The following is a 26,993-nucleotide window of genomic DNA, read 5'->3' as shown; positions in this document are numbered from 1 at the left end:
TCTGTATTTTACCTTTTACGCTTGTAGCTCGAAGGAACATTAAACGGAAAACCGGGACTTTGTTTTACCAATTCCACCTTGCTGTGTTTGAGGCGCATGGTTGTTTCGAGCTTTTGCTGCTCTTTTGAAAGCACGTTCAGGCTGATATGGCTCATAAACGGAAAGAGAAAGCCCCCTGTTTCCCTGAAATCCTCATAGTCCAGGGTAAAAGTGTTCTGCGTTGGTACTTCCGTCGCTTTCAGGCGTGAAAGTTTCTGGTTCTTTTCGGCGACGTAGTTATCGACTTCCAGTCTGTCGACGAGCTGTTTGAGCACATAAAAGTCGTTTTCCTTTATAAAATGGCCCTCTTCCTGCATTTCGAAAGGCATATTTCCAATGATCACCGATTGCAGAAGATCAAAATTCAGGTCGAAGTTGTATTGTTTGCTGAGCTGCTCGTAGTTGAAAACGAAGTAATCGCGATGGATTTTGTCCATAAAAACAATGGAATCCCGCGTGATAATGCCCCGCGCCACTTCCAGCCCTACACCCGTTACCGAAAGCCAGATAATGCTGTCCTTCTTCATCCGGATATTGACATTGGTATTATCAAAATCCTGCTTCGCGCTTTTGAAAGAAAACTTGGATTTGGCTGTCAGATAATCAAAATCTACTTCGTTGACCTTTACCTCGGGCATCGGTTCCCGCGTGTCGGGTGCGATTGCAACGGTGTCCACCGCGGCGGTATCTGTCTTAATGGAATCTCTTGATGCTGGTCCCCTGGTGATCAGGGTCGTATCTTTAGCCGGATTTTGGGAAGTACTTTTGGAAGAACGTGGTTTGTGACAAGCCGTGAACCATATCAGAGACATGGCTACCAGCCCGACCGTAATTTTACTGCTCATGTAATGCACCTGTTGCTATTTTTTTGTCAAGAAGTTCGGTGGTCTCTCCCATTCTTTTGGCTTTTTTCCATTGGGCCACCGCATTGTCCCGTTCCCCTAGTTTGAACAGGACATCCCCGTAATGCTCAACAATTGTGCCACTCACACCGCTGCTGTCGAGCATTGCCTTTTCGAGGAACTCCTTTGCTTTTTTGTAGTCTTTGCGAATGTATAATACCCAGGCATAGGTATCGAGGTAAGTCGGGTTGTTCTGATGCTGCTGCACCAGTTTTTCCGACATTTTGAGTGCGAGATCGAGTTTTTCCTTTCTCAGGGACAGAAAATAACTGTAATTATTGAGGACATGATCATTATCCGGGTCCGCCTTCAGTGCCAGATCATAGGCCGCATCGGATTTATCATGGTCTCCCACGCCATTGAACGCGTCGCCAAGCTGGGCGTGGATTAATGGGACCAGCTGGGGATTTTCTCCAATCATTTTCAGGCTCTCTTCCAGTGAGGAAGTGGCTTCCTTATAATTTTTCTTCATCAAATGCGCTGTTCCGTTGAAATACCAGAACATGCCCTGATTCGGGAACAATTCCAAAGCCTTCTCCGAATGTACCAGCATGCTGTCGGGCTGGTTGAGCTGGCCGTCGAGCTGCATAATAGCACCCCAAACCTGAAAAACATTGGGATCGGAAGTGACAGCTTTGACATACAGCTGCCGGGCCTCTGCAAATTTGCCCTGGCGCGTCAGCAGGTCGGCATAAATGACGGTAGCTTTTGCTTCGTTCGGATGCGTTTCCGAGAGCTGGCGGGCTAGTGAAACGGCCTCAGTAACCTCGTTTTCGGTTTTCAACATTGTCAAATAGCCCGAAAGCACGCGGATTTTAGGGTCGGCGTCGAGGTTAGGATTGGCGAAAACCTGTTTCAGCTCCTGGTTGCATTTCTGTACATCACCATTGCGGCGGTAAATATCAGCCAGCAAGACGTGCGCCTGCGCCTCGTCCGGATTGATTTTCAATGCTTCTTCCAACGGCGCCACCGCTTCTACGATACGGTCGTTGGCGATCAGCATTTCGGCCAACTCCACGCGGTAACTTACTTCACCCGGCTCGGCGTCGATCAGTTTTTTACCTTCTGCAAGGGCTTTGTCGAGATTGTTCTGGCGGAGATACAGCTGCTGTTTCTGGTGGGTGATCTCTTCGGTCACGCCCATCGATTTTTCCAGCTTATTGTAAGTCTCGATCGCCTTGTCGAACTGGTCGGCAAAGACGTAAACGGCAGCCAGTTCTATTCCATACTCGATATTTTCCGGGTTTTTGGCCACCAACTTTTCATAAATCTGGGCGGCCTCAGCGTATTTGCGGCGTTTCGCATACAGCTCCGCGAGCTGCTGGGAATAGAAAATATTTTCTTTATCCAGGTCATGCGCCTTTTTGGAAGCATTGATCGCATCGTCGTATTTTTCAAGCTTGATAAGCGCCGTAGCCACGAGGTAATGCGTGGTAGCATCCTGCGGACTGAGGAGCGCGAGCTTTTCGAATACCGGTAATGCGCGGTCAGGCTCGTCCTTCATCATGAATTTCATCCCCTCGGCCGCCATCGACTCGCCTTCGAGTCTTGTAAGGACGCCTTCTTCCTTTACTTCCTGTTTATCACGATCCTTACGACGCTGCGCGTGGACCGGTGTCATCAGCCAGGAAGCCGATACGAGGCAAATAAGAAGGGTTATTTTCAAATATTCGGTCCTCATATTTAAATCGTGCGCCATCAGATCGTGCGACATGACCGGCTATTTCTGTGTAAATAACAAAGTTACCAAATTTTGTCAGTATGCTCTGCCCAAAAGTCTTGGCAAATAAGTATACTAACGTGGAAATATATATAATCTTATGCCAGGATACCGGGCTATCGCATCGCTTACCGCACCGAGTAAGCCGATTTTCCAAAACCTGGCAGGCCGGTCGGGCTGAGGACCTCCGCGCGGATATCGGCCGGGCTTGCGGCATCGGAGTGATAATAGCTTACGCGGACCTTGCCGTCGCTACCGGTTTTGAGCATAGGTGCCCAGAAAACCGTGGAGCGGAAATCGGGGTTCGGGTTAATTGGGCCCGTCGGGCCGTATTGTGGCGAGTAAAACTCCCGTGGAGTATGAAAACCGGCGATTTTGGTTACCAATACACCCGGTACAATGTCCTGCGAATAGTCGTAATTCTCATTCCCGCGCTTGGTAAGTACGGCTATGACGCCATTTCCCCCCCTGCTGCCGTATATCGCCGCAGACGCCCCTTTCAGCACGTCGATCGACTCCACATCGAAAACGTTCAGCGAAGTGATCAGCGCTTTATCCACCGGCATGCCATCCAATACGAAAAGCGGCTCGCCTCTGTTGCCCCGTATCGATACGACCGCATTCATCCCCGATCCCATTACCGACACGCCCGCGACGCGCCCTTGGAGCATGTCGAGTATGCTCATATAGCCGGAAGCCATCTGAGGCGTCACTTTCAGGGTCGCATCTGCCGAATTATAAAGTTTACGCGAGTCGCGGGGTACTTCCTTTTTGGCTTTAATGGTGACTTCCCGCAGAAGCCGCTCGCGGCTTTCGCGAATTTTTCTGGAAATGTCCTGGTCTTGGGCGGCATTTTTGAGGAAATCGGCCATCCGTTGCCCATCGACGGTCACAGGCTTGAAAGGAATTTTGACAACCGAAGCACGCGGCGCGTCGAATGGATTAAGCGTGAACGACAAACTCTGGTTTCCCTTTTTGTTCATACCCTGAATGCGGAGTTGCAGAGAATCACTGAAAGCCAGGTTGTAGACGGTAAAATGGCCATATTCATCCGTTTCTGAGGTCATGAAGTTGCTAAGGCTGTCGTTGCTGAGGAAGAGCGACATGGCCGTTTTTTCGGTTAACTTTTTATTGTTCCGTTTTACGTCGCCTTCGAGCGTAATGCCTTGCTCGACATATCGTTTTGCCGGTGGAATGGTGTCGCGGAGTACATCTTCCCATTTAAAACGGGTCCAGCCGTGGGTCATCATCACGTAATCGAGATGAATTTTGCGTTCGGTTTTCTCAGGGTCAAAATAGTAGGCGGGTTGTTCTATAATGCCTTTTAAATCAGAAGATAATAGTAAATATGAAGCAATATTCTGCTCGTAAGGCTGCTGCAATATCTGGCCCGCATCGGTAACCGACAGTGAGAGATTAGCTTCCACCGGCTTGCCCGACGAGTCGGTAACGGTCACTTCCAAATCCACTTTCTCGCGTGGTTTGTATTCGGGTTTGGAAGGCTTAATATCCACCCGCAGACCTCTGGAATGATTGATAAATACCAGCCGCTCGCAAACAGGTTTGCCTGATTCGTCGAAAAGGGTCAGATGGGTAATGCCGTCGGGCAATTCGGTGGTCGGCAGCTGCATCATCAGTCCCCGGTTACCTATTTTCCCCTTCGCCACAAATGCCACGATGCCCCGGGCATGGCCTACGACATGAACGGGCATTTCAGTTTTTCCGGGCACCTTAGCATAGGCTATTACCCTCATTTTAAGTGGATTTGAAAGATTGTCGACCACCATGGTAAATCCGGTGTCATATACTTTTGGAAATGGAAACGGCGTCACTTTTCCGTCACTTTCCTTTACAAATGCACGATAGGTCTCACCTGTTTTCGGTGCAAATTGAAACCGCCCCATACCCAGGTGTTCACTCCTGAATGAGGCTACGGTATCACCGCCCTGTGCCAGTACAAAGCCGGTTACCTCCTGCGCCAGACCGGCCTCGTTCACGGCTTTGAACGCCACGCGCGTGTTGATATCGGCAACCAGTTGTCCGCCCTCTGGGAAAAATTGCAGGTCGATCTTACCCATCGCGGTGTTGGTAGCAGTATTCTCTTCATAATTAAATACATACACATTTTTTTGGAAGAAGAAATCTTCGGAAGCGTTGCGCATCCAGTTGGTGTACGCGCGGATGGTGTATGCGCCCGGGGCGAGCGAATCGGTGAGCACGAACTCCCCATGACCGGTTCCCCCGTTCAATTGTACGCGTTTTAGAGCGGCATTCCTGCCCGAACGCTGCTCGATCAGATCGACGTAGAGGAGATTGCTGGCGCTGTCGGCCAAGTGCAGCGATCCTTCGGTAAGGTATGCTTTAAACCATAGCGTGTCGCCCGTCACGTAGTAGGGTTTGTCGAGATGCAGGTAAGCTTTTTCGACCGGCAATGTGCCGCGATATTTATTTAATTTGTTGGAAATGAATTGGATAAAATCGTCTTCCGACCATTGAAATGCTGTAATAAGTAGTGTAATGGCGGCGAGCAGGGCATAGTTGATGAAGTTCTTCTTCCACGGCATAATTGTCAAGGAGATTTGTTATATATGCAATTTACCTAAAATAAACTTGCTAAATGATTCTACTGATTAAGCTTACGAACCAGTAAATAGACAGGGTAGCTTATCACAAGGAACAGCAATGCATACTGGCTGCTCGGTAAGTCCTGGACAATCGCACCTGCCAGGAAAGCGATGGATAAAATTAGCATTAGAACGGGCAGGAAAGGGTAGGCCGGCACCTTCCAGGGACGGGGTAAGTTCGGTTCTTTCTTCCGCAGTGCCAGTAAGGAAGCAAATCCGGACGTATAACCTAATACGAAAAAGAATGTCGCAATGTCCGACAGCTTTTCCGTGGCATCTTTTCCGATGAGGATCAATGTGATAGCGACGGCGGAAGTGACCAGCATCGCCACCGCCGGCGTGCCGCCCTGGTTGACTGTCACGCCGGATTTCAAAAATAACCCGTCGCGGCTCATCGAGTAAAGCACGCGCGGATTGAATAATAGCTGCGCGTTGACGATACCGAGAATCGATATCATCAGAAAAAGGGTCACGATTTTGCCGGAACCTTCGCCAAAAATCAATGTAATCGCATCAGCGGCGGCCAGTTTGGATTGCGCGAGGTCGTTCATCGGCAGGACGTGAAGAATCGCCATGTTACAAAGCAAGTAAATAGCGATGATGACCAAAACACCGCCGATCATCGATTTGGGCAGGTTTTTGGAAGGGTCGCGGTCTTCTTCGGAAAAATAGGCGGCGGTATGCCAGCCATCGTAGGTGTAAAATATCGCTTGCAAAGAGAAAATCACCGGCGCTATCCATGAGCCGGTTTTGATGATTTGGCTGGTAGTAACCTGCGCTTCTTCCAGAGTCACCTCATTGCCATAGATATAACAAACCGCGACAAATGCAAAAAGGCCGATGCCTTTCAGCAAGCTCATGATATTCTGAAAACTACTCGCCAAGGCGAGCCCGATCCAGTGAATGACCGTGAGCGAGAGCAGGATCGCGGCGGCCACATAAGGCTCGTTTCCGGCCAGTGAGGGGATAAGCAACGCCAGGTATTCGCTCATGGTGTACACGCCGAAGCCGAGCGCCGAGCAGGTGCCCAGCCAGCTATTGATCCCCACGACAAAACCGGCGTAATTCCCGAACGCACGCTGTGCATACACATACCATGCGCCCGCACGAGGGACAGAGGTGCCGAGCTCAATCGTGCACAGGGTCCCGAGAAACGCGTAGAGGCTCACCCCGACCCACAAAGCCATAATCAGGCCCGGATCGCCAAGTTGCGCGGCGATGGGTCCGGGTTTCCGCAGAATGCCGGTTCCGATGGTGCCGCCGACGGTCACCGCGACGCCAAACCCGACGCCCAGGATCTTGAAAAGTTCGTTTCGGGTACGAGGTTGCTGCATGGGTGGAGTGAAAATGTGCTTTTCGAAAATAGGAAACTTTTTCTGAATGTAACTCCTATCTTCGTCAGCAAATACCAGCGTGGCCACCAAATTCCGTCGTAACCGCTATGTTTCGGGCTAAGAACCTTTGGATCATTCACTTGCTGGGGTGGGTACTGTTCATGAGCCTGCCCCTGACGATCGTCTCTCGGGAGCCCGATGCGAATTTCCCGATGCTGGTACTCAAATCGGGCTGGTTCTGGTCATTTTTTCTCGTATACGCTGTATTGTTTTATGGCAATTTGCTGGTACTTACGCCAAAATTGTACTTAAAGCAGCATTATGCAGCCTATGCAGCAGTTTTTGTGGGTTTATTGATTCTGATTTACGTTTCGCAACCATTTGAAAAACTCATTTTCAGGAAGTTCCGGCAGGAGCAGGGCAGGGAAGCAAGGCCAGAAATGCCTCGTGGCGGATTTCGGAATGGTCCGCCGCCGGGCCCGCCTCCTGGTGAAGAACCGCGTCCGATGCCCGAGCGGGGCAGAGCCGTCGACTTTGTAAGTCTCACGCTGTTTATCGTCGCCTGGGCGGTGGCGATGGCAATACGCATTTCGCGTGAATGGCGGCAATCCGAGCGTAGAGCGATCCTTTCCGAGGCAGAGAAAGCGCATGCCGAGCTGTCGTTTTTCAAGGCTCAGATCAACCCGCATTTTCTGTTTAATACACTCAATAATATATATGCGCTGGCCGTCAGTAGCAGTGCACATACCGCACCGAGCATTCTCAAACTGTCGCAAATGATGCGCTACATTACGGAAGAGGCAACCGAGCATTACGTTCCGCTGGAAGACGAGCTGGCTTGTCTTGAAAACTATGTAGAACTGCAAAAATTGCGGTTGAATGCCAAAACAAAACTGGATTTCAACGTGCAGGGCCAGCCCGACGGCGTCAAAATCGCGCCGTTGATCCTGATGACGTTCGTGGAGAATGCATTTAAATACGGCGTTAGCAATCACCGCGAATCGGTCATACGCATTGCAGTGGAGGTGACAGGAAGCCATATTCAGTTTTTTTGTCAAAACCGTATTATTGAGCGGAGAGAGGATGTGGAGCGCACCGGCGTGGGGATTTTAAATACCCAAAAACGACTGGATTTGCTCTATGGCGGATCGTATGACCTTGATATCCGTAATGCAGAGGAGGTTTTTACAGTGAACCTAAAACTTTCGGGACGATGAAATGCGTGGTCATTGACGACGAGCCGCTTGCGTTGAGCATTATCGAAAAATACATGGTCGCGTTTCCGGTGCTTGAACTCGTCGGAACGTTCGACGATGCGATCGAAGGCGGGCGATTTTTGAAAACCAATCCGGTCGATCTGCTTTTTATCGATATCAATATGCCCGATTTGTCGGGCCTGGAACTGGTTGCGAGGCTGGAAATACGGCCAATGGTCATTTTTACGACGGCCTACAAGAAGTTCGCCTATGAAGGTTTTGAACTGGAAGCAGTGGACTACCTTTTGAAACCTATTACCATTGAACGTTTTGAAAAGGCAGTCCAGAAGGCGGCCGAGCGTTTCGAGCTTGGGAAATCGAGGCAAGGCGATGAGTCTATTGTGGTCCGTTCGGAATATAAGGCGATCAGAATTGCATTGAACGATATCGCTTACATCGAAGGAATGGAGGATTATATCAAAATCCATTTGCTGAGTTCGCGGCACCCGGTCACGACGCTCATGTCATTGAAGGGGATTCTCGGAAATTTGCCTGAAAGCGGGTTCAGCAGAATACATCGGAGCTATATTGTGACTAATCTGCAAGTAAAATCTATTCAGAATAAAAGAGTTAAGCTACTTTCCGGCATTGAATTACCTGTAAGCGACAGCTATACCGATTTTATTGAAAAGTGGAAAAATCGGTGAGCCGATTTTAGCCAATCGGCCGATTCACCGGTAAAATCGGGCCGTTGACCGACACATTGCACCTGTTCCGCAACAAAGCGTGAACTGAATACGATAATGTATTTAAACTCACAGAACTGCTGCAATTATGGAACGCAAAGAATTTTTGAAAAGAGGATTTTCAGCATTGGGCTTCGCCGCTATCATTCCGGTGATCAGCTGCTCGAACGATACCGTCGACCCCGTAGAAACCTCAACCGACACAACGGGTACCACATCGGGCTCCACTTCGGGAACCTGCACGCTGACCGTCACCGAAACGGAAGGGCCGTTCCCGACCAAAACGCCGACCAGCCTGGTTACCAACGACATTACCTCAGATCGCTCGGGGACAAAGTTGACGGTTAAAATCACCATCCAGAACAAGAATAGTAGCTGCGAAGGGCTCGAAGGTGCATTGGTGGATATCTGGCATTGTGACGCCGCCGGAAACTACTCGGAATATGGCGGGACTGGCATGCAGTCGACTAATTACACCAGCGTACACTTCCTTCGCGGCCGCCAAACGACCGATTCCGATGGCCTCGTGACTTTCACCAGCATTTACCCGGGCTGGTATTCGGGCCGCGCGGTTCACATTCACGTACACGTATATAATGCGAGCGGGAAATCGTTATTGGTGACGCAAATCGCATTTCCGGAAGAGATCAGCAAGGTTGTGTTCGCGCAAGGCGTATACGCGAGCCACGGGCAGGCGGATACGACGAATGCGAGGGATAATGTATTTGGCGACGGTGTAAGCACCGAAATGTCGACTGTCACCGGCAGTGTTTCCGCCGGATATGTGCTGACGCATGCGATTGTGGTGAGTGCTTGATGATGTTACCAACAACCGATGCTCAAATATACCTGGAAAGCCTTCGCGGGCGGTTTCAAGCGAACGGTTTCCAGAGTTTCAGGACTTTCAATTTTGAAGAATACCGGGCCGTCGACCGAGAGGCATTCGGCACGCTGGAAGTCCTGAACGACGAGATGCTGATGCCGGAATGCAGTCACGAGTTGAAGGTGGAGCGGTTTTGCCAGGTCATTCTGCTGCCGATTGTCGGAGCTATTGAAGTCGGGGAAAAAGGTAGGGAGCCGACATTCGTTAATTCCGGCGAAGCGCTGTTCCTGCCTGCGGCAGAGGATAAGCATTATACCATTACCAATCCATATCCCGACGAGGCGATCAACTATTTGCAGGCCAGGATCAATGACGGCCAGTTTTTAAGCACCCCGATGTCATTGTCAGGCATCACCACTCAGTTTGATTTACGTGAGACGAATGTCCTTCACTCGGTCCGAGGCTACAATGGAAGCTCCGCCCATTTGTTTATCGGCCAGTACGACGGCCGGGTGGAAGGTGTTTTTACCAGCGGGAACCCGAGGCACAACGCGTTCATTTTCGTGATCGAAGGCGCGTTTGAAGTGCAAAACCGGCTCCTCGAACGGCGGGACGGGCTGGCATTGGGCAATGCGGAGGAGATTGAGTTTGAGGCGTTGTCGAACGGGGCGATTATTCTTGTTATCGATGTTGGAGTTTAGGATTGATAGAATATAAAAATCAATTCTTTGACCCTTTCGAAATAATCGTTCGCGGACAACAGTGGAACTCCCAGGAAAATGGAAGTAGCAGCGATAATGGCGTCGGGAAGCTTTAAGTTGTATTGACGGCGAATGTAAGTCGTAATTTCCTTGATTCCCGAATTAATATCAATGATTGTACATTCGTCCAGGAAAATTTCAACAAAGGATTCTTCTTCAATGGTTATTTCTTGATATCCAAGTAATTCCAATTCCACTATAAAGGAAATGTATGCTTCCGTATCCTGCAAAAGGAGAGCCAGGTGATTATCTCCCTTAAAAAGGTTGATGGCAATGTTAGTGTCAATCAGGATCTTCGTTCCACTCATTACGCATACCTCTCTGGATTTCCAGAGCATTGTCGGTTAGTTTGATTATTCCCAAAAATTTTCGAGCGTCGAGTTTTTTGCTTTTTGAAGTTGATCCAACAGTCGGAAAAACTTTGGACCGGGCGGCAATTGGGAAAACGTCTTCTAGCATTTGCCCTTCTTTTAACACAAATTTCATGATTCGGTTGTGTTTGGTCAATATATTAAAGATAGGCAGAAAAAATTGAAGAAAATTATCCGATGAGTGAACAACCAGGCTCGATTATCAAGAGGAATTTATAAACAAAAAAGCGCGGATGCCGTTTTCACAGCACCCGCGCTTTCGCATTAAATGTATATTCCTTAAAGAACTGCCTCAGCGAGAACCAATACTTTGTTATTCAGCACTTCCACAACACCACCGTCGATGACGAAGTTTTGCTTTGCAGCGCCGGTATCGACTACCACATCACCTTTGCCCAGCGTGCTGACCAACGGCGCGTGACGGTTCAGAACCTGAAACTGCCCTTCGGTACCCGGTAATGTAACGGCAGTTGCCTCGCCGGCAAACACCTTTTTATCTGGGGTAATGATTTCTAAATGCATGATTCGAAAGTTTATCCTTATCTGCTTGCTTCCGCCAGCATTTTTTCTCCCTTGGCCTGAGCGTCTTCGATGGTTCCAACGAGGTTGAAAGCCATTTCAGGAAGGTGATCGTACGCACCGTCCATGATCAGGTTGAAGCCTTTGATGGTATCGTTGATATCAACCAAAGTTCCTTTCAAACCTGTGAACTGCTCAGCAACGAAGAATGGCTGTGAAAGGAAGCGCTCTACGCGGCGTGCACGTGATACAACCAGTTTGTCCTCTTCGGAAAGTTCTTCCATACCAAGGATCGCGATGATATCCTGCAATTCTTTGTAACGCTGAAGAATGTTTTTCACACGTTGCGCGCAGTCGTAGTGGGCTGCACCGAGTGTTTCGGCATTCAGGATACGTGAAGCGGAGTCAAGCGGATCCACCGCAGGGTAGATACCTTTCTCAGATACTTTACGGCTCAATACGGTCGTAGCATCCAAGTGGGCAAATGTGGTTGCCGGAGCCGGGTCAGTCAAGTCATCCGCAGGTACGTAAACCGCCTGTACGGAAGTGATTGAACCACGTTTTGTAGATGTGATACGTTCCTGCATCTGGCCCATTTCAGTAGCAAGCGTTGGCTGGTAACCTACCGCCGATGGCATACGTCCCAAAAGAGCGGATACCTCAGAACCTGCCTGGGTGAAACGGAAAATGTTATCGATAAAGAAAAGAATATCGCGGCCCTGACCTTCGCCTTCTCCGTCACGGAAATACTCAGCCATTGTAAGACCTGACAAAGCTACACGTGCACGTGCGCCAGGAGGCTCGTTCATCTGGCCGAACACGAATGTCGCCTGCGAATCTTTCAGTGTATTGTAATCAACTTTGGAGATATCCCAGCCGCCTTCTTCCATGCTGTGCTTGAATTCCTCGCCGTATTTGATGATACCCGCTTCGATCATCTCACGCATCAGGTCATTACCTTCACGTGTACGCTCACCCACACCGGCGAATACCGAAAGACCGGCATAAGCTTTCGCGATGTTGTTGATCAGCTCCTGGATCAATACGGTTTTACCTACACCCGCACCACCGAACAAACCGATCTTACCACCCTTTACGTAAGGAGCAAGAAGGTCGATTACCTTAATACCTGTGAAAAGTACCTCGGTAGCGGTTGCCAGTTCTTCGAATTTCGGAGCTGAGCGGTGAATGGAAATACCATTCGAAGTATCAAGGGGTTTAAGACCGTCGATCGCTTCACCGATTACGTTGAAGAGACGTCCTTTGATACCTTCGCCGATTGGCATTTTAATAGGTGCGCCAAGAGGCTTAACCTGCATGCCACGTTGCATACCTTCTGTACTATCCATCGCGATAGTACGGATACGGTCTTCACCAAGGTGCTGCTGGCACTCGAGAACTACTTTCTGACCATTTGGTTTGATGACTTCCAACGCATCAAGGATCGCAGGGATAAGTCCGCTGTCCTCAAATGATACGTCTACAACCGGGCCAATTACCTGCGTAATTTTTCCTACGTTTGCTGCGTTTGCCATTATATAATTTTGATTATCTCGGATGAGGTTTTTTTCAGACCGCAAAAGTAGGAGATAATTTGGTCAGTACCAATAGCAGACAAAGCGAAAATTTGGATATTTTTTAGAAAATCACCCGTTTTTCCCGAAAACTGTGTTTAATATTTCCGGAAAGTGGGTTTGAGAGGGGTGGAGCGGGAACTTTTTGGAGCATGTTCCCAACCGCTTCAAGGTTTGAGATAGTTATTAAAATCGCCTAAATTTGATTTGGACACCGCAAAATGCAGATGAACACGCAACTTCTGGAACGTATTACTTTCAATCCGAAACAATGTGGCGGTAAGCCTTGTAGGAGGAACATGCGTATCCGCGTGACCGATGTTATTGAGTTGCTGGCAGCCGGGCTTACTCCCGAACAGATTGTGACGGAAGAGTTACCTGACCTGGAACCGGAAGATATTACCGCATGTCTTCTCTACGCAGCTGCGAAGCTTAACCACCCCGTCCTGCAAGCGGCCTGATGATCATACTGGACGCCCAACTGCCTCCGGCACTAGCTGTCTGGATTACCGAAACTTTCGAAATCCCATGTTTTTCGGCCCAATTTCTGAACCTCCGTCACGCCGGAGATGAGGAGATATTTGTTTTTTCCAAAACAAAAAATGCTAATGTAATAACTAAGGACGACGACTTCGTTTCATTATTAAACCGCTTTGGCAGTTCACCGAAAGTCACTTGGCTTACTTGTTGCAATACATCCAAAAATAGATTGAAAGAGATTTTTGAGGCAATTTTGGCATCGGCCCCGGCTTTGCTTGAAACGAACGATTTGGTGGAGATAACCGGTCTTTAACTGATTGCCGGTTTAAATAATACAATATGAACGATTTACTTTTCTGGAAGGTATGGTCTCCATCCGAACGGCGGATGGCTGTTGCTGCTTTCCTGGTGCTGCTTTTAGGGCTTACTTTCCTGGTTTGGCAATGCATGGATCCGCTGGGGAATGTGGTGCGGTGGAATGTGGTGAGCGAATTGTCGGAAACGACGGCCGTAGTAGATGTGCTGCAACTCGGGCAATGGCGATATGGTATTTCGACGCCGACGCATCTGGTAACCGAGCGTTTTATGTCGTCGGTGATGGAGGTTAATGCGGTGACGGTCTATCTGTTCTGGATCGGCGCGCTGACCGGCCTTTCGCTCGTGCTGGCCGCGCTGACGACCATGTCGCGGTTCTGGTACCTGGCCGGAACGATCGTTTTCATTATGTTCCTGGCATTCGCCCGATTGGAAACACTGGGTGTTTTTGGAACGGAAAACCGGCTTTTGTTTCTCATAGCCACCATCTTATACGGAGGTGTTTCGTACTATTTTCACGCATTCCGGCCCGATTTGGGCATTAGCACGCGCATCGCCGGGATCGCGGGCGTATCGATCACCTTGGCTGCGTTGGTTGCATTCGGTTCGGCATCGCCGGTCCCGGCCTTGACAGCCGCAGTGTACTCGTTTCCGCTGTGGCTCGTAGCGACGATGCTTTTCCTGCTCGTTTCCGCTACCGAAATCATGGCAGGGCTCGTCTGGCTCAGTACGAGCGGACAAGCAGGAAAAGGGCGATCCGGACTGGTGCAGTTTATCGTCATCAGTGTGCTCTATTTGGTTCTTTTATTATTGATATACCTCCAAAATACCCGCCAGATAGATTGGAACGTTACTTTGATCAATCCATTCTACCTCGCATTGGCGTCGGGCATACTAGGGATCTGGGGGTTCAGAAGACGGGCGGATTCTACCCAGGGCGTGATACCGTTTCGAAGCACAGGTTTCTGGCTTTATATAGGACTATTTATTGTCGCCTCATCTTTTGCCGGCTTAATGGCCGGTATGGCAAACGACCCGGTGCTTGAAACGTTGGAAGATGCAACCGTTCAGGGCCAACTGGCAATGGGCGTGCTCTTCCTGTTTTATGTATTGGTCAATTTTTACGAGGTTTTTCAGCAGAGACTGGCCGTTTATAAAGTTTTGTACAAACCACTCCGCTTCGGACTGACGCAGACACGGCTTTTCGGTTTCGCAGGGGTAGTAGTATTGTTTTCAATACAAAGACTTCTTCCCGTTAATCAGGCAATTGCGGGTTATTTCAATGGATTGGGCGATTTGCATTCCACCACGGAGGAGTATACGCTGGCCGAACAGTATTACAAGCTAGCATTGCAGCAGGAATTTCAAAACCATAAATCCAATTACGCGCTGGCTTCCATAGCATTGAAACAGGGCGATCGCAATGCAGCCGCTTACTATTTCAGGCAGGCATTGTTGAAAAATCCCTCGCCGGAGGCCTACGCGGGCCTGAGTGGGATTCTTGTTCAGGAAAACCTGTTTTTTGACGCCGTATACAGCTTACAGGAAGGCCTCCGCCGTTTCCCGGCCAATGGCGAACTGTTGAATAACCTCGGAATGCTCTATTCCCAAACCAATGTAGCGGATTCGGCCTACTATTACCTGGACCTGGCCGAAACCCATGCGGCACGGCCCGAAATACCGGCCACCAACCTGCTGGCAATCCTTGCAAAAAATACCGGTTCCGGCTTGCTCGATTCACTAGCAACAAGCACGGACAAGTACGATTACCTTTCCTGGCAGGCCAACTGGCTGGCAGTGCAGAATATGAGGCAACAGTTTCATCAAGAGGGTTTTAATAAGAGGTCTGTTCCAAACGATTCGCTTTTGAGTGCTTCTTCGCTGGCATATTTACTTAACTATGCCCAAAACCAGGCTGCATTTGATTCTCTACCGGCCGCATTGCTGCCTAAACTGGCCGCGAAGAATCCGGTACTGTCGCAGGATCTGTCGCTTGCTGCATTGTACTCCGAATTTTACAGCGGAAGTAAGCTGAAAGCACTGGAAACGCTCTCTGGCTGGGCGGAAGAGGAGGGGGAAAAGAGCGATTTGTACCATAAAATACTAGGACACTGGCTGCTGCAACTCGGGTTGTATGACCAAGCAATTGAAGCGCTTTCGGGCGTGGAAGGTGTTGAGGGAACAATCGGGATGGCGGTGGCTAATGCGTTGTCGGGGAAAAAGGAGGTCGCCGTGATATTACTGGATAAGATGCAGGATACGGAACAAAATGCGGCGGTGGAGCAATTGAAGCAGAGCCTGTTCTCGGGTGTTAAGCCTAAATCGGTAACGGATTCTCTTTTTGCGGTTGTTGCCAAATCGCCTTCTGAGCAAAATATTCGGAAAGCTGTGCGGGCCAACCCTTTCGATGCACGCATTGTTTCGGCGGCATCAGAATTTTACAGGAGCAAAAAGCAGGTGAAACAAGCGTATCAGTTGGTACTGAATGCATTGCGATATAATGAATATGCCCCGGAACTTTGGGAGCAATATGCCCTCCTGAGCCTTGACCAGGGCTTGCTCGGACAGGCGGCGGAAGGCCAGCAAAAGGTTGAGCAATATGCACTGCCCGCCGGTTATCAGCGATTTTTGGCGCGCTATCAGCCGATGCGGGCACTTATCGAAAAACAAAGAGCGGAGTTTTGATGATTTAATATTTTAGCCATCTCAAAATTACACTTCACCAATGACAGCTTTGTCCTGGAAATCCAATTTCACTGAAACGGAATGCCGGATTTTCCGGGGCAAGGTCATAGCCGGGATACTGAAAACGACCCTTTGGAAATACGACGGCCGCGGCGAACTCGATGGCCATATGCTCACATTCAGGTCCAAAGGTTTTTTCCAATCTCACACCGAAATACTGGACATCGAAGGACAGCGGGTATTGGGCGGCATCGATTACAACTTGTTCGGAAGCAAGGCGTCAATCACCTTTGAGGGAATGCGTTACGAATGGCGGTTAGAATCGTGGCTGCGCGGGAAATGGGTCGTAGCAAATGGCGAATCCGAAGCACGTTTTGAGTCTGCCGGGTTCTGGAAGAGGGAGGGAAACGTAAGCAACGACAACATCCCGCCGCCGGTAATCCTGGCTTCTTTCTTTGTGCAATCTTTCTTTCATAAAATTTCGGCTGCATCGTGACTCATAACTGCTATATTCCAACTGAAAAATCGTCTTCATGAAAATCATAGAAACCAGCGAAATAGCGAAACGTTACATCATGGGTAGCGAGGTCATCCAGGCGCTCAAATCCGTTACAATTTCGGTTAATAAGGGTGAATATGTGGCGTTTATGGGGCCTTCGGGCTCGGGTAAGTCGACGTTGATGAACATTATCGGCTGCCTCGATACGCCTACAACCGGAAAATATATCCTGAACAACAAGGACGTGAGCGACATGACTGAAAACGAACTGGCCGAGATCCGGAACAAGGAAATTGGATTCGTGTTTCAGACCTTTAACCTGCTTCCCAGGATGTCGTCGCTCGATAATGTGGCTCTGCCGCTCATTTATGCGGGATTGAGCAAAGCCGACAGAACGGAAAAAGCAATGCTGTCCCTGAAAAACGTTGGCCTTGAAAACCGTGCGGGACACAAGCCGAATGAACTCTCGGGCGGTCAGCGCCAGCGTGTTGCCATTGCCCGCGCGCTCGTCAACGATCCGAGTATCCTGCTCGCGGATGAGCCTACCGGTAACCTCGACAGCAAAACTTCCTACGAGATCATGGACCTTTTCGACCAGCTTTACAGCAAAGGAAATACGATCGTGATGGTAACGCACGAAGAGGACATCGCGCACTACGCGCACCGCGTTGTTCGCCTGCGCGATGGGCTCGTCGAGTCGGATACCATCAATCCGAACCCTACGAAGGTGAGCGCGTTGGTTTGAAGTCCCAAAGAAGTTTACAGAAACAAATAGTATAAGTATCTTTGTATCGGATAAAGGCCAATGGCCGAGAGAATCCGGATGAATGGCCCGACTGAGGCGCATCATCCGGATTATTTTTATAACAATATCATGAAGATCAATTTCAAAGACATTATCATATTCGAGGACGAGGATTTTTTAGTGGTGAATAAACCGCCGCACCTGGCTACGCTCGATGAGCGTACGGCCGACCGCGGAGGCAGCGTACTTCGTCTTGCCAAAGAATATAACCCCGATTTGCAAGCCGCCCATCGCCTCGATAAGGAAACTTCCGGCGCATTGGCATTCGCTAAAAATCCCGCTGCTTATCGCCATTTGGCCATGCAATTCGAGCACCGGGAGGTGACAAAACGTTACCACGCAGTCGTTAACGGCATTCATGATCTGGAAGGTGTGTCAGTTTACCTGCCGATCCTGCCATTGAAAAACGGAACGGCGGTGAAAATCGACCGTGCGGAAGGGAAGGAGGCAGAGACCATATTCAACACTTTACAGGTTTACCGCGGCTACACTTTAGTGGAATGTATCCCCATTACAGGGCGTATGCACCAGATCCGCGTACATTTGTCATGCCTGAAAGCCCCGATCGTCAACGACCCGCAATACGGCGGCGAACCGATTTTCCTTTCAAGCCTGAAAAGGAAGTTCAATTTGAAAAAAGATACAGAGGAACAGTCTCTTATTCAGCGTGTTGCGTTGCATGCGCGGTCGCTTTCGTTTGCGGTTATGAACGGTGATCCTATACGTGTGGAGGCGCCTTACCCGAAAGATTTCGAAGTGCTTGTGAAACAGCTCAATAAATTCGGCGTGTAATAGCATGGTTTTTGTTGGATGTTAAAAGTTGCGTACGTTTAAATCATCTTTTTCCATTCAAAAACCTAAAACTATGCGGGCACACACGTTACGAAGTACTTCTTTCCTGCCACTGATGCTGTTGTTTGCATTGGTGAGCATGGCTGCCAGCGCGCAGACCGGCCGAAAAAACGACGTGATTATCAAGCGCGACAGTTCGCGTATCCATGCGCTCATTACACAAATGAGCTACGAAAAGATCAATTATCGCGACCTTGGCAAGGCCGATAGCGCCGCTACCTACATTTATCTGGATCAGGTAGCCCGGGTGTTGCTGAAAAACGGCAAGATCATCAACGTAAAGGACTCGATTCCGCCGGGGCGCATTCCGCCCGACAGCGTCGGCCAGTATGCGGATTTGAACAATCTACCGACTGATCCGTTCGAGAAAAGTGTAGTAATGGCTAATTCCGACCAGTTGCGCGATAAGTATGAATATCATCATAACCGCGCGATAGACGGCAAGCAGGGTGCCATCGTCTTCACATCAGTAGCTGTGGCGACACTGGTATCAGGCATTATTGTGGCAAGCACAGGCGATAGTCCCGATAACAAAACCATCGGAGCTTCCCTCGCGATCGCGGGACCGGCTGTGGGGGTTGTTTTTGGGTTAATCGGTTTTAAAAACTATAAAATTCATAGTAAGAAGGCCGAAAAGGTCAAGAATGAATTGCAGCGCAGGAACCAGCCGCTGACCACTTTCAGGATTACACCATACGTCGATCCGTTCAATAAATCGGCAAGGCTGGGGCTGAGGTTGTCTTTCTGATTGCGGTAAATTGATTACTTTCATAGGGTTAAAACAGTTACAAAAAGTCCTTCCCTCATGAAAGTAATTTTACCAAAGCTGAAAAATCAGCTTTTAGCCATGTTAATGCTATTATTTGTCGTTCAGGCAAATGCACAAACACCGCGTAAAGCGGATGTGATTAAGCTGCGCGACGAGTCCAAACTGGAAGTATTTATCCAGGAAGTGGATGACCAAGTAGTGAAATACAAAAAAATCAGCGACCCGGAAGGGCCGCTTTTTTCAGTTAAAAAGTCGGATATCGCTTCAATCCGCTACGGGAACGGTGAGGAGGAAACGTTTGAGGCGACGCTTGAAGTGCAGAACTACTATTCTCCCACGAAGCCTGCTCCCGCCGCCCGGCAGCACGAGCCTGGCCCTGCTGCGCGAAAGGTTGCCAACGGACCGGTAAAGCCCTCGGTTCAGTTCGCCGAGGATGTCAGAAGTGCTTCGCCCGACCATTTACGGAGCATGTACACCTATTATAAAACGCGCTCGAAAGGCGGGATGGTCATGGGGATTGCAGGGACTTCCGTGGGCGTGATTGTGGCGGCAATCGGCACGGGCATTGTGGCCAGCGCAATGGACGACAACGGCAATTACAAGAGTTATCAGGACGAGCTGCGGGCGCGTAAAGGTGCCTACATGATGCTGGGAGGATTTGCCGGCGCAATAACGTTCGGTACTGTGGGCTTTGTGAAAGGAGGCAAGAACGGTGCCAAGGCCAGCCGCATCCGTCGGGAGCTGATCCGTCGCGGAGAACCTCTGACGATTAGAATCAGGCCGTCGTTCAACCCGTCGCAACGGGCAGGAAGCCTGACATTGGCATTGAATTTCTGATCAATAGGTCACAAAAAAGCGGGCTCCGAAATGCTTCGGAGCCCGCTTTTTTGTGACTTAAATTTCTTAGAATTTGAATGCGATACCCGCTTTCAATGGAGATGCGTTGTAACCAACTTCCGCAAATACGCCCATGTTAGGCTTGAAGTAGTAACGTGCTCCTGCGAATACGCCGAAGAAAACACCGCTTCCGTAGCCGTCATCGTAAACGCCTGACCAGCCATCAGGATCGCTGAAAGAAGAAACACGGTAACCGAGTGAAGGTCCTGCGTACAAATCAAGGTTGTCCAGTTTCAGGAAGTGCTTTCCGTAGTGGTAAGAGCCCCTCGCCGCAATGGTGAAGAAGTTGTATCTCCACTTGTACCCAACGTAGCCGTAGTTCCAGGTCGTAAAGTCAGCCTGGCCACCAACGCTGATAAAGTCATGGATACCACCTTCGAATGAAGCACCTACACCGACGCCACCGCCGCCATATGTACCGCCGAGGTTAATACCAGCATTCAATAATTTATCTCCTTTTTCAAATTGGGCGAACGCCTTCTCGGAAGCTGCGCTGAAAAGGGCTGCAACTACCAGCATGAATAGAGTCTTTTTCATCGTAATAGATTAGTTATTGTTAAAGAATAATGGCACAAATTAAAGCCTTTATTTCAATGCTTCAAAACTTGTGCCATTTATAGTTATTAACCGGAGTTTCCTACTTTATAAGTGGTTTTGGTATCTTTCTTTAATCCAAAATCAGATGTGTTTGCGGAGCTTATCCTTAAAGACCTTTTTGAATTTGTCCAGTTTTGGTGCAATCACGAAGGCGCAGTAGCCCTGGTCGGGATTGTTGGCAAAATAATTCTGGTGGTAGTCTTCGGCAGGATAAAACTTCTGGAATTTAGTGATTTCGGTTACAATCGGATTCGCATAAGCGCCCGATTTGTCCAATTCCGCTTTGGCCGTTTCCGCCAGCTGTTTCTGCTCGTCGGTATGGTAAAAAACGACTGAACGGTATTGCGTACCCACATCATTTCCCTGGCGGTTCAGCGAAGTAGGGTCGTGGCTGCGGAAGAACGCTTCCAGCAGGTCGGCGTAACTGATCACCTTGGGATCGTACGTCACTTCCACGCACTCCGCGTGACCGGTATTACCTGTGCATACTGCCTTATAATTGGGATTGGGGTCGTGCCCGCCCGAGTAGCCCGAAACCACCTTCTTAACGCCTTCGAGTGATTCCATTACGGCCTCGGTACACCAGAAACATCCCGTACCAAATGTTGCGACTTGTGTGTTCGCGGTATCGACGTTGCTTTCGTCGAGTGCGGTTGAGGCTGCTTCTTTGTCCATTTTGCTCTTGTGTTTTTTGTCTGTCTGCGCACACGACACGAGGGCCATGCAACACAAAAATATAAACGTGAAAATCGGGATGGTGGTTCTCATCATAACAATACGGGTTATCACTGTTTCGGTAACGATTACGGGGCCAATAAAGTTTTATGACCGTAATCGTATAATATTTACGAAATTTGAACGCCAAAAGATCGGGATAGCATCCTATTCCGTCGACATCAAATCTCCGGTAGTTTATGACCTATCTTCATTTCAAAGCACTTCATATCATATTTGTAGTCAGCTGGTTTGCAGGACTTTTTTACATGCCCCGCCTGTTTGTGTACCACACCGAGGCCAACGACAAGCCGAGTCCCGAACGCGAAATCCTTTTGGCACAATTTACGAAAATGGAGAAGCTGTTGTTCAATGCAATCATGACACCCGCATGCTGGCTTGCATTGCTATGCGGAACAGCGATGCTCTACATTACCCCCGCCTGGCTTGACCAGGGTTGGATGAAGCTGAAACTGGTTTTTGTGCTGGGCCTATTGGCTTACCATTCCATTACCCGTAAAATATTACTGGAACTCCGGCAGGGAAAATTCCGGTATAGTTCCTTTCAATTGCGTCTTTTCAACGAAGTAGCGACGATATTCCTGTTTTCCATCGTCTTTTTGGTAGTATTAAAAAACACCGTCGACTGGCTGTGGGGCGTGCTAGGTCTGATCGCTTTCGCGATTGTGATCATGACCGCCGTGCGGGTCGTCAAGAGAATGCGGGAAAAGAAGGCAGGAGTTTAGCGTATTTCAAAAAATAGCAAAGCCCTTTGAACATGTCGTCCGAAGGGCTTTTTACTTGAATAATCCCACCTGGCATTACTTGTATTTCGTTTTATAACTAAAATTTAGTTATAAAGACTAAAAAATTTTAGAGTTTTTTGTATTCGTAAAATACGTGACCTGCTGAAAGCTTTTCGTCAGCGGAATAATGCTGCCAGGCGGCAATACTTCCGTCGCCGTCGCCTTCGAGCTCCAAGGCAATGACCGACGTTCCTGTTTTTTCATTGTCGCAGAAAAGCTGAACGGCATTGCCAGCACTATTGCTTTGCCAGGTGCCGGTGAGCTTGCTGGCATTGTCGGCATCGCGCATTTCGAAGCGACCGTCGGCCCGGAGTTCCAGTTTTGACAAACATACTTTTACATCACCCGATCGCTCAGGAAAATCGCGCGGCGTTTTGCCGTCGTTGTCGTTGATCGTAATGCGGTTCATATTTTCCCACATTCCTACGAGGTCTTTATTGAGATATTCTGAAATGTTGTTCGCTTCGCCGCCCGGTATTTCGCAGGAAAAGAAGAGCAGCATTAATGCCGCCAATGGCACGGCTGCCAGGAAGCGCAGTCGGCTCACGGCCCTGGATGGAGTTTGATGTAGCATGATAATTCGTGATTTGATTTGACCATAATATGAAAAGTAATGCAGGGGTGAGATTTGCGTAGATGACGACAGGTTCAGGAGCAGATGCGTGTAACGAAATCTCCCGGCCTGGCGTGCGGCCTGTGCGTCGGCGATGAATTCATGATTGACCGTGATCGCTTCCCGCCAGAAACGCATCAGCGGATTGAACCAGCAGCACGCGCTAAGCAGCCGGACAGCCAGCCAGTCGCCCGAATGCCCTTGCCTGCAATGCACGAGCTCGTGCGCGATGCATGTACGCAAGGACGCATTATCAGGCAGGTTTTGGTTGATAAAAATGTAGTTGAAAAAAGAGGAGGCAGGTATTTCACTGTCCACCAACACGAGCCGCACAGTTCCCAGTTTCCGGGAAGGGTATTTCCGGATCAGCCGGGCGACGGCGAAAATGTCTGCGAACAATTTATACAAATGCCAGGCTGCAATGCAACCATAAATTATCCAGAGGGTTTGTGAAAAACCGGACCCGTATGTTTGCGGGGAATCGCCGGCAATGCCTTCAACCAATGCATATTCCGGGATGAAACGCGCTGCCACTCCCGAAGGCTGCTCCCATTGGCCCGGCCAAAGCGGCAGTCTCAATGCAGGGGCTATGATACTGAACACCATCCCGAAAAGCAGGTATAGCCGGTTGGCTGCAAAGAAGGTAAGCCTTCGAAAAGCGGCCCTGTAAAGCAGGATCACAAGCGCCAGGCAAAGGTTCACTTCCAACAGATAGGTACCGGCCATGGCGTTTACGATTTGGGAGGATAGTACGAATCGATCAGTTGTTTCAATTCATTTACTTCATCCGGTTTCAAGGCGTTTTCCTGGACTATAAACGATACAATGTTCTTGGGAGAACCTTCAAAATAGTGCTTCATAAGGTCGGAAAACGATCTCCGGGCGTATTGATCCCGGGAAATGGCCGGGAAATAGACATGCGTTTTGCCATACGCCTTGTGATCGACAAAGGCCTTTTTTTCCAAGAGCCTTACGATAGACGAAACAGTCGTGTAAGGCGGCTTCGGCTCGGGTAATTTATCAAGAATGTCGTGAATCACGCCTTCTCCCAGCTCCCAGAGAATGCGCATGATGTTTTCTTCCGAATGACTAAGCGGTTCCATGATTCAAAGGTATAACTAAAATTTAGTTATCAAACTTATATTTAGTTGAAATCTTTAAAACAAGATATTTCTGATGTTCATGGAGAATGCTCAAAATGTAAATCCAAGCGCAAGCCTGGCAGAATAACGCCGGTGAAGGGCGTCATAAGGGTAGGGCACGTCTGCCGGCAACACATGATAACCGACATTCGTATCCACATAAATATGTTTAAACAGTCGTTGCTGAAAACCTATCGACGGTGAAATTGACCAGTACCTTTCATTTATATTAGGGAAGTAGCCGGTGGTTCCGTATTTGGTATGAAGCATCGCGATTTCGAAGGCTGTATAAAAACCGGAAAGATTATTGCCCGATTTGCCGCGACGGATCTGCATGCGCTGCAGAAAGTAATATCGCGGCTGCAGGCCCACTTTAATCGAAGATCCGCGCACAGAGTCCCATTTCCTATCGTAAAATTCAGCATTAGCACTCATGTCGAGCGAAAAGGGGCTTTTGCCGAATTTAGCTTCGCGCGCAATGCCTGTGCGCAACGACTGCTGGTCCAGACCTATGCTGAATTCCGGAAAGCGTAGTTTCCATTGATTGTGAATTTCCTCATCGCATAGCAGTACTTCGCATAACTGAGAAGGCAGGGAGCGCTTCCAGTCTCCCAGCGCAATTCCGACGGTCATTTGCGTTGAAAAAATAATATTTCGTTTGAAGTCGACGGGACTTTTGTTGGAATAAAGAGGATGCCACGATGCTTCCCTCGGCCTTGGCTCCGTGTAGTAGGCTCCGAATGAAATATCGACATGTCCCCAATTCAGGAAGCGGCTCTGAAAGCCGGACGCAACTCCTACGATCCGCTTGTATGGGCTGCTATTGTACCGGTCTATCGATTTTAATGGGAGCTCGTAAGACATTGCCAGGTAAGCCCCGCTGAAATTGTTTGCATTCAGCCCTTTTCGGATCCTCGCGGGCATGGCATAGTACCAACGCGCCTTCGCGCCCAGCCAAGTGTTACCGCGCCAGGGTTTGACAAATGTGCGGCTATAAATGGCATCGCTTGCTGCGTTTGTCTGGCCGCGCAAAGTTGCTTCTACCGACAGGAAGGGTAGCAACTTATACTCGTAGCTGATATCGACTCCAATACCGATCCCCCTGAGGTCGGAAGTCCGATATCCAGCCTTGACAATATGTTTCGTAGGCACACGCGTCATAAACACATTGTCGTACCGGTCGATAAACTTCTGCCGGACGCTCAGTGTATCGGGTTCTTCGCTGTAAGTCACGCGAATAGTGTCCTGCGCAGCGACAGTCAACGATTTCAAAAGGATCAATAGCAGCGGTAAGAAGTATTTCATGCAAACAGAAGTAAATGCGGCCCCGGCCTGATGAAAGAGGTGTGTTTTAATAGAAATGGTTGTATGGAAATGCCGATGATTTTAAAAATAGCTCGTTTGATAAGTTGTTAAAAATTCTTAAACCTGAATTAATTGGAAGGCTGGTTGCTATTTTAGCAAATATCAATAGTTAAGGTGTTCTGAATGAAGACAAAACTGCATCTGTCAGCCATCTTTTACCGTTCGTTCGGATTTTATTTGTGGGCCATTCCGATGGCGGCCTGGCGCGCATTGGGCTGCCCGACGGCCCGGAATCTTTATGTGCTGATACCCGCGCTGGTCCTTTTCAAATTCTTTTTGCAAGGCATCACCATTTACATTTTCCGGCGCAGGTATGCACATTTGTTTTTCTTTTATGCCAATGCGAACCTATCTCAGCGGCAGCTTTTCACCGCGGCATTCGTAGCGGATTTCGTACTCTTCTCTTTATCAATGAGTATTATCCAGTTAGCAAGTGAATGGATAAGATGAAAGGGCATGTGCTCGAAGCCGATAGCATGTGGCTGGAATATGAGGGATGCAAAATCCTGCAAAATATTTACCTTCAAATGCAGACAGGCCATGTGACAGGGCTGCTCGGGCGTAACGGGACGGGGAAGTCCAGCCTGATGCAAATGATTTTCGGAACGCTCCGGGGGCAAAACCAATCGGTAAGGTTCAATGGTGACTATGTATCACATCCCTATCAGCATCCGGGACTGATCAGCTACCTGCCACAGCACGCTTTTATCCCCTCAAACCTGCGCGTGAGCGAGGTATGCAGGTTGTATAAAGTCGATTTTACGGATCTGTGCCGCCATTTTCAAGATTTGGAGCAGTACAATCTTACCCGTGTTAAAGACCTGTCGACCGGTAACCGACGGCTGCTGGGAACGTTGCTCGTGCTGCTGATGCCCGTGGCATTTACCTTGCTCGATGAGCCATTTGCCGCGCTTTCGCCCGTTAGTATCGAGCAAATGAGAAGAGTGATTACTGAGCAAAAGGCCCGGAAAGGTATTCTGATTTCAGATCATGCGTATGAAGACGTCCTGGGCCTCGCGGATGCAACATACCTGATCGTGCCCGTAGGACGCAGTATCTTGCTTAAAGATGTTTATTCTGAACTGGAAGAGTTTGGATATTTATAAGACATTCATTAAAAAGCTACTTTTCAAAAATCAATGCTTCCGCGCTGGCGCCTAGCTCTTCCAATGTTTTCAAAATCGATTCCGTGAATGCATCCGGCCCGCAGACGTAAAAAGGCTGGTCGAAATTCGTGATGTGTTTTTGCAGAAAAGCCTTGTCGATACGGCCGTGATGGTAACCGCCTGCATTTTCGCCCGAAATGAGGTTGAAGAAATGCTCGCCGAGGATTTGTTCGAGCTCTTCTTTAAGGATAATGTCGGCCGTGGTGCGGTTGGAGAAGAACAGCTGGTTTGCCCCGACCTGACCTTTGGAATACAAATCCCTGAAAATGGCCAGAAATGGCGTAATACCGGCGCCTCCGGCCAGGAATACGCCCTCGCCTTTGTATTCGATGGCGCCCCAGGCGTCGCTGATCTCGAAACTGTCGCCCGGCTGCACGTGCGTCAGTGCATTGGTTACGCCCTCGTGGTCGGTGTAGGATTTGATCGTGAATTCGAGCGTATCCGACGTGGGCAGCGACGTGAATGTGAACGGCCGCTTTTCTGCAGCCCATTGATCTTTCAGGATCGAAAAATCGGTAGCCTGGCCGGGAGTGTACGTGAAACCCGCCGGTTTCTCTACGGTATAGGCATTTACGTTATGCGTAACAGGCTTTTTAGCGAGCAGTTTGACGGAATAGTCGGCCATGACGGTAGGTTTCGAATGCGTTGTGGATACAAACTTGATGCAAAATACGCACTC

General features: G+C 49.1%; 28 protein-coding genes. 15 read left to right on the top strand and 13 right to left on the bottom strand.

The window, feature by feature from the left end:
* Window positions 1-8: 8 nt before the first annotated feature.
* The 4 genes from ACTJJJ_RS28180 to ACTJJJ_RS28165 form a co-directional block, all read right to left on the bottom strand.
* Window positions 9-884, bottom strand: coding sequence for a DUF4292 domain-containing protein (locus ACTJJJ_RS28180; RefSeq protein ID WP_440703701.1), 876 nt, complete (start codon window positions 882-884; stop codon window positions 9-11).
* Entirely contained in the window at window positions 874-2,622 is a 1,749-nt protein-coding gene (locus ACTJJJ_RS28175; protein WP_440703700.1) for a tetratricopeptide repeat protein, read from the bottom strand. The genes ACTJJJ_RS28180 and ACTJJJ_RS28175 overlap by 11 nt, the downstream gene beginning before the upstream one ends.
* 167 nt (window positions 2,623-2,789) lie before the next feature.
* Window positions 2,790-5,225: a TonB-dependent receptor plug domain-containing protein gene (locus ACTJJJ_RS28170; protein ID WP_440703699.1), complete on the bottom strand. Its 2,436-nt coding sequence runs from the start codon at window positions 5,223-5,225 to the stop codon at window positions 2,790-2,792.
* 59 nt (window positions 5,226-5,284) lie between these two features.
* Window positions 5,285-6,619, bottom strand: coding sequence for an APC family permease (locus tag ACTJJJ_RS28165; protein ID WP_440703698.1), 1,335 nt, complete (start codon window positions 6,617-6,619; stop codon window positions 5,285-5,287).
* A 107-nt stretch (window positions 6,620-6,726) separates the two neighbouring features.
* Here ACTJJJ_RS28165 and ACTJJJ_RS28160 point away from each other — a divergent pair, with 107 nt between their 5' ends.
* The 4 genes from ACTJJJ_RS28160 (at window position 6,727) to ACTJJJ_RS28145 (ending at window position 10,085) form a co-directional block, all read left to right on the top strand.
* Window positions 6,727-7,836, top strand: a complete 1,110-nt coding sequence (locus ACTJJJ_RS28160; protein ID WP_440703697.1) for a sensor histidine kinase — start codon at window positions 6,727-6,729, stop codon at window positions 7,834-7,836.
* The gene (locus ACTJJJ_RS28155) at window positions 7,833-8,522 is read left to right on the top strand and encodes a LytR/AlgR family response regulator transcription factor (protein WP_440703696.1); all 690 of its coding nucleotides are present in this window, start codon (window positions 7,833-7,835) and stop codon (window positions 8,520-8,522) included. Before ACTJJJ_RS28160 ends, ACTJJJ_RS28155 begins: the two co-directional genes overlap by 4 nt.
* Before the next feature lie 127 nt (window positions 8,523-8,649).
* Window positions 8,650-9,378 carry a dioxygenase family protein gene (locus ACTJJJ_RS28150; protein WP_440703695.1) on the top strand — a complete coding sequence of 243 codons (729 nt, stop codon included), beginning with the start codon at window positions 8,650-8,652 and terminating at the stop codon, window positions 9,376-9,378.
* Window positions 9,378-10,085: a hypothetical protein gene (locus ACTJJJ_RS28145; protein ID WP_440703694.1), complete on the top strand. Its 708-nt coding sequence runs from the start codon at window positions 9,378-9,380 to the stop codon at window positions 10,083-10,085. Before ACTJJJ_RS28150 ends, ACTJJJ_RS28145 begins: the two co-directional genes overlap by 1 nt.
* On the opposite strand, the gene ACTJJJ_RS28140 is transcribed toward ACTJJJ_RS28145, so the two are convergent.
* From ACTJJJ_RS28140 to atpD, 3 genes are all read right to left on the bottom strand, one after another.
* Complete coding sequence (locus tag ACTJJJ_RS28140) at window positions 10,082-10,483, bottom strand: type II toxin-antitoxin system VapC family toxin (protein WP_440703693.1); 402 nt, start codon at window positions 10,481-10,483, stop codon at window positions 10,082-10,084. The two genes, ACTJJJ_RS28145 and ACTJJJ_RS28140, sit on opposite strands and share 4 nt — an antisense overlap.
* A 312-nt stretch (window positions 10,484-10,795) precedes the next feature.
* Window positions 10,796-11,038 carry an ATP synthase F1 subunit epsilon gene (atpC, locus tag ACTJJJ_RS28135; RefSeq protein ID WP_090387034.1) on the bottom strand — a complete coding sequence of 81 codons (243 nt, stop codon included), beginning with the start codon at window positions 11,036-11,038 and terminating at the stop codon, window positions 10,796-10,798.
* 17 nt (window positions 11,039-11,055) lie between these two features.
* Window positions 11,056-12,570 (bottom strand): F0F1 ATP synthase subunit beta, encoded by a 1,515-nt coding sequence (gene atpD, locus ACTJJJ_RS28130; protein WP_440703692.1) that lies wholly within the window; start codon window positions 12,568-12,570, stop codon window positions 11,056-11,058.
* Window positions 12,571-12,836: 266 nt separating this feature from the next.
* Here atpD and ACTJJJ_RS28125 point away from each other — a divergent pair, with 266 nt between their 5' ends.
* The 8 genes from ACTJJJ_RS28125 to ACTJJJ_RS28090 all read left to right on the top strand — a co-directional run bounded on the left by ACTJJJ_RS28125 (window position 12,837) and on the right by ACTJJJ_RS28090 (window position 19,851).
* Window positions 12,837-13,070 (top strand): DUF433 domain-containing protein, encoded by a 234-nt coding sequence (locus tag ACTJJJ_RS28125; RefSeq protein WP_440703691.1) that lies wholly within the window; start codon window positions 12,837-12,839, stop codon window positions 13,068-13,070.
* Window positions 13,070-13,402: a DUF5615 family PIN-like protein gene (locus ACTJJJ_RS28120; RefSeq protein ID WP_440703690.1), complete on the top strand. Its 333-nt coding sequence runs from the start codon at window positions 13,070-13,072 to the stop codon at window positions 13,400-13,402. Before ACTJJJ_RS28125 ends, ACTJJJ_RS28120 begins: the two co-directional genes overlap by 1 nt.
* Window positions 13,403-13,428: 26 nt before the next feature.
* On the top strand, window positions 13,429-16,089 hold the full coding sequence (locus ACTJJJ_RS28115; RefSeq protein WP_440703689.1) for a hypothetical protein: 2,661 nt from the start codon (window positions 13,429-13,431) through the stop codon (window positions 16,087-16,089).
* Between the two features lie 40 nt (window positions 16,090-16,129).
* Window positions 16,130-16,585, top strand: a complete 456-nt coding sequence (locus ACTJJJ_RS28110) for a hypothetical protein (RefSeq protein ID WP_188938778.1) — start codon at window positions 16,130-16,132, stop codon at window positions 16,583-16,585.
* Window positions 16,586-16,622: 37 nt separating this feature from the next.
* Window positions 16,623-17,333 carry an ABC transporter ATP-binding protein gene (locus tag ACTJJJ_RS28105; RefSeq protein WP_188938777.1) on the top strand — a complete coding sequence of 237 codons (711 nt, stop codon included), beginning with the start codon at window positions 16,623-16,625 and terminating at the stop codon, window positions 17,331-17,333.
* A gap of 129 nt (window positions 17,334-17,462) precedes the next feature.
* A complete protein-coding gene (locus ACTJJJ_RS28100; RefSeq protein ID WP_188938838.1) occupies window positions 17,463-18,185 on the top strand; it encodes an RluA family pseudouridine synthase in 723 nt (240 codons plus the stop codon).
* A gap of 73 nt (window positions 18,186-18,258) precedes the next feature.
* The gene (locus ACTJJJ_RS28095; RefSeq protein WP_440703688.1) at window positions 18,259-18,993 is read left to right on the top strand and encodes a hypothetical protein; all 735 of its coding nucleotides are present in this window, start codon (window positions 18,259-18,261) and stop codon (window positions 18,991-18,993) included.
* A gap of 57 nt (window positions 18,994-19,050) precedes the next feature.
* Entirely contained in the window at window positions 19,051-19,851 is an 801-nt protein-coding gene (locus tag ACTJJJ_RS28090) for a hypothetical protein (protein WP_440703687.1), read from the top strand.
* 66 nt (window positions 19,852-19,917) lie between these two features.
* Here ACTJJJ_RS28090 and ACTJJJ_RS28085 read toward each other — a convergent pair whose 3' ends face one another.
* Together ACTJJJ_RS28085 and msrA are read right to left on the bottom strand one after the other, a co-directional pair.
* Complete coding sequence (locus tag ACTJJJ_RS28085) at window positions 19,918-20,448, bottom strand: hypothetical protein (protein WP_106599476.1); 531 nt, start codon at window positions 20,446-20,448, stop codon at window positions 19,918-19,920.
* A gap of 141 nt (window positions 20,449-20,589) precedes the next feature.
* Window positions 20,590-21,276 (bottom strand): peptide-methionine (S)-S-oxide reductase MsrA, encoded by a 687-nt coding sequence (gene msrA, locus ACTJJJ_RS28080; protein WP_188938837.1) that lies wholly within the window; start codon window positions 21,274-21,276, stop codon window positions 20,590-20,592.
* A gap of 146 nt (window positions 21,277-21,422) precedes the next feature.
* On the opposite strand from msrA, the gene ACTJJJ_RS28075 reads away from it, so the two are divergent.
* Window positions 21,423-21,968: a CopD family protein gene (locus ACTJJJ_RS28075; RefSeq protein ID WP_188938774.1), complete on the top strand. Its 546-nt coding sequence runs from the start codon at window positions 21,423-21,425 to the stop codon at window positions 21,966-21,968.
* Window positions 21,969-22,095: 127 nt separating this feature from the next.
* Here ACTJJJ_RS28075 and ACTJJJ_RS28070 read toward each other — a convergent pair whose 3' ends face one another.
* From ACTJJJ_RS28070 to ACTJJJ_RS28060, 3 genes are all read right to left on the bottom strand, one after another.
* The gene (locus ACTJJJ_RS28070) at window positions 22,096-23,367 is read right to left on the bottom strand and encodes a M56 family metallopeptidase (RefSeq protein ID WP_440703686.1); all 1,272 of its coding nucleotides are present in this window, start codon (window positions 23,365-23,367) and stop codon (window positions 22,096-22,098) included.
* A 5-nt stretch (window positions 23,368-23,372) separates the two neighbouring features.
* Window positions 23,373-23,744 carry a BlaI/MecI/CopY family transcriptional regulator gene (locus tag ACTJJJ_RS28065; protein WP_426292399.1) on the bottom strand — a complete coding sequence of 124 codons (372 nt, stop codon included), beginning with the start codon at window positions 23,742-23,744 and terminating at the stop codon, window positions 23,373-23,375.
* A gap of 90 nt (window positions 23,745-23,834) precedes the next feature.
* Window positions 23,835-25,088: a hypothetical protein gene (locus ACTJJJ_RS28060; RefSeq protein WP_440703685.1), complete on the bottom strand. Its 1,254-nt coding sequence runs from the start codon at window positions 25,086-25,088 to the stop codon at window positions 23,835-23,837.
* Window positions 25,089-25,271: 183 nt separating this feature from the next.
* On the opposite strand from ACTJJJ_RS28060, the gene ACTJJJ_RS28055 reads away from it, so the two are divergent.
* Window positions 25,272-25,598, top strand: a complete 327-nt coding sequence (locus tag ACTJJJ_RS28055) for a hypothetical protein (protein ID WP_440703684.1) — start codon at window positions 25,272-25,274, stop codon at window positions 25,596-25,598.
* Window positions 25,586-26,254, top strand: coding sequence for an ATP-binding cassette domain-containing protein (locus tag ACTJJJ_RS28050; RefSeq protein WP_440703683.1), 669 nt, complete (start codon window positions 25,586-25,588; stop codon window positions 26,252-26,254). The genes ACTJJJ_RS28055 and ACTJJJ_RS28050 overlap by 13 nt, the downstream gene beginning before the upstream one ends.
* A 16-nt stretch (window positions 26,255-26,270) precedes the next feature.
* Here the strand turns inward: ACTJJJ_RS28050 and ACTJJJ_RS28045 are convergent, their stop codons facing one another.
* Window positions 26,271-26,939: a flavodoxin reductase gene (locus ACTJJJ_RS28045; protein WP_440703682.1), complete on the bottom strand. Its 669-nt coding sequence runs from the start codon at window positions 26,937-26,939 to the stop codon at window positions 26,271-26,273.
* Window positions 26,940-26,993 lie beyond the last annotated feature (54 nt).

Source organism: Dyadobacter sp. 22481 (assembly GCF_052044875.1).
Classification (GTDB): domain Bacteria; phylum Bacteroidota; class Bacteroidia; order Cytophagales; family Spirosomataceae; genus Dyadobacter; species Dyadobacter endophyticus.
The sequence above is the reverse complement of the archived record's forward strand: the minus strand, read 5'-3'. Positions and strand labels throughout refer to the sequence as shown.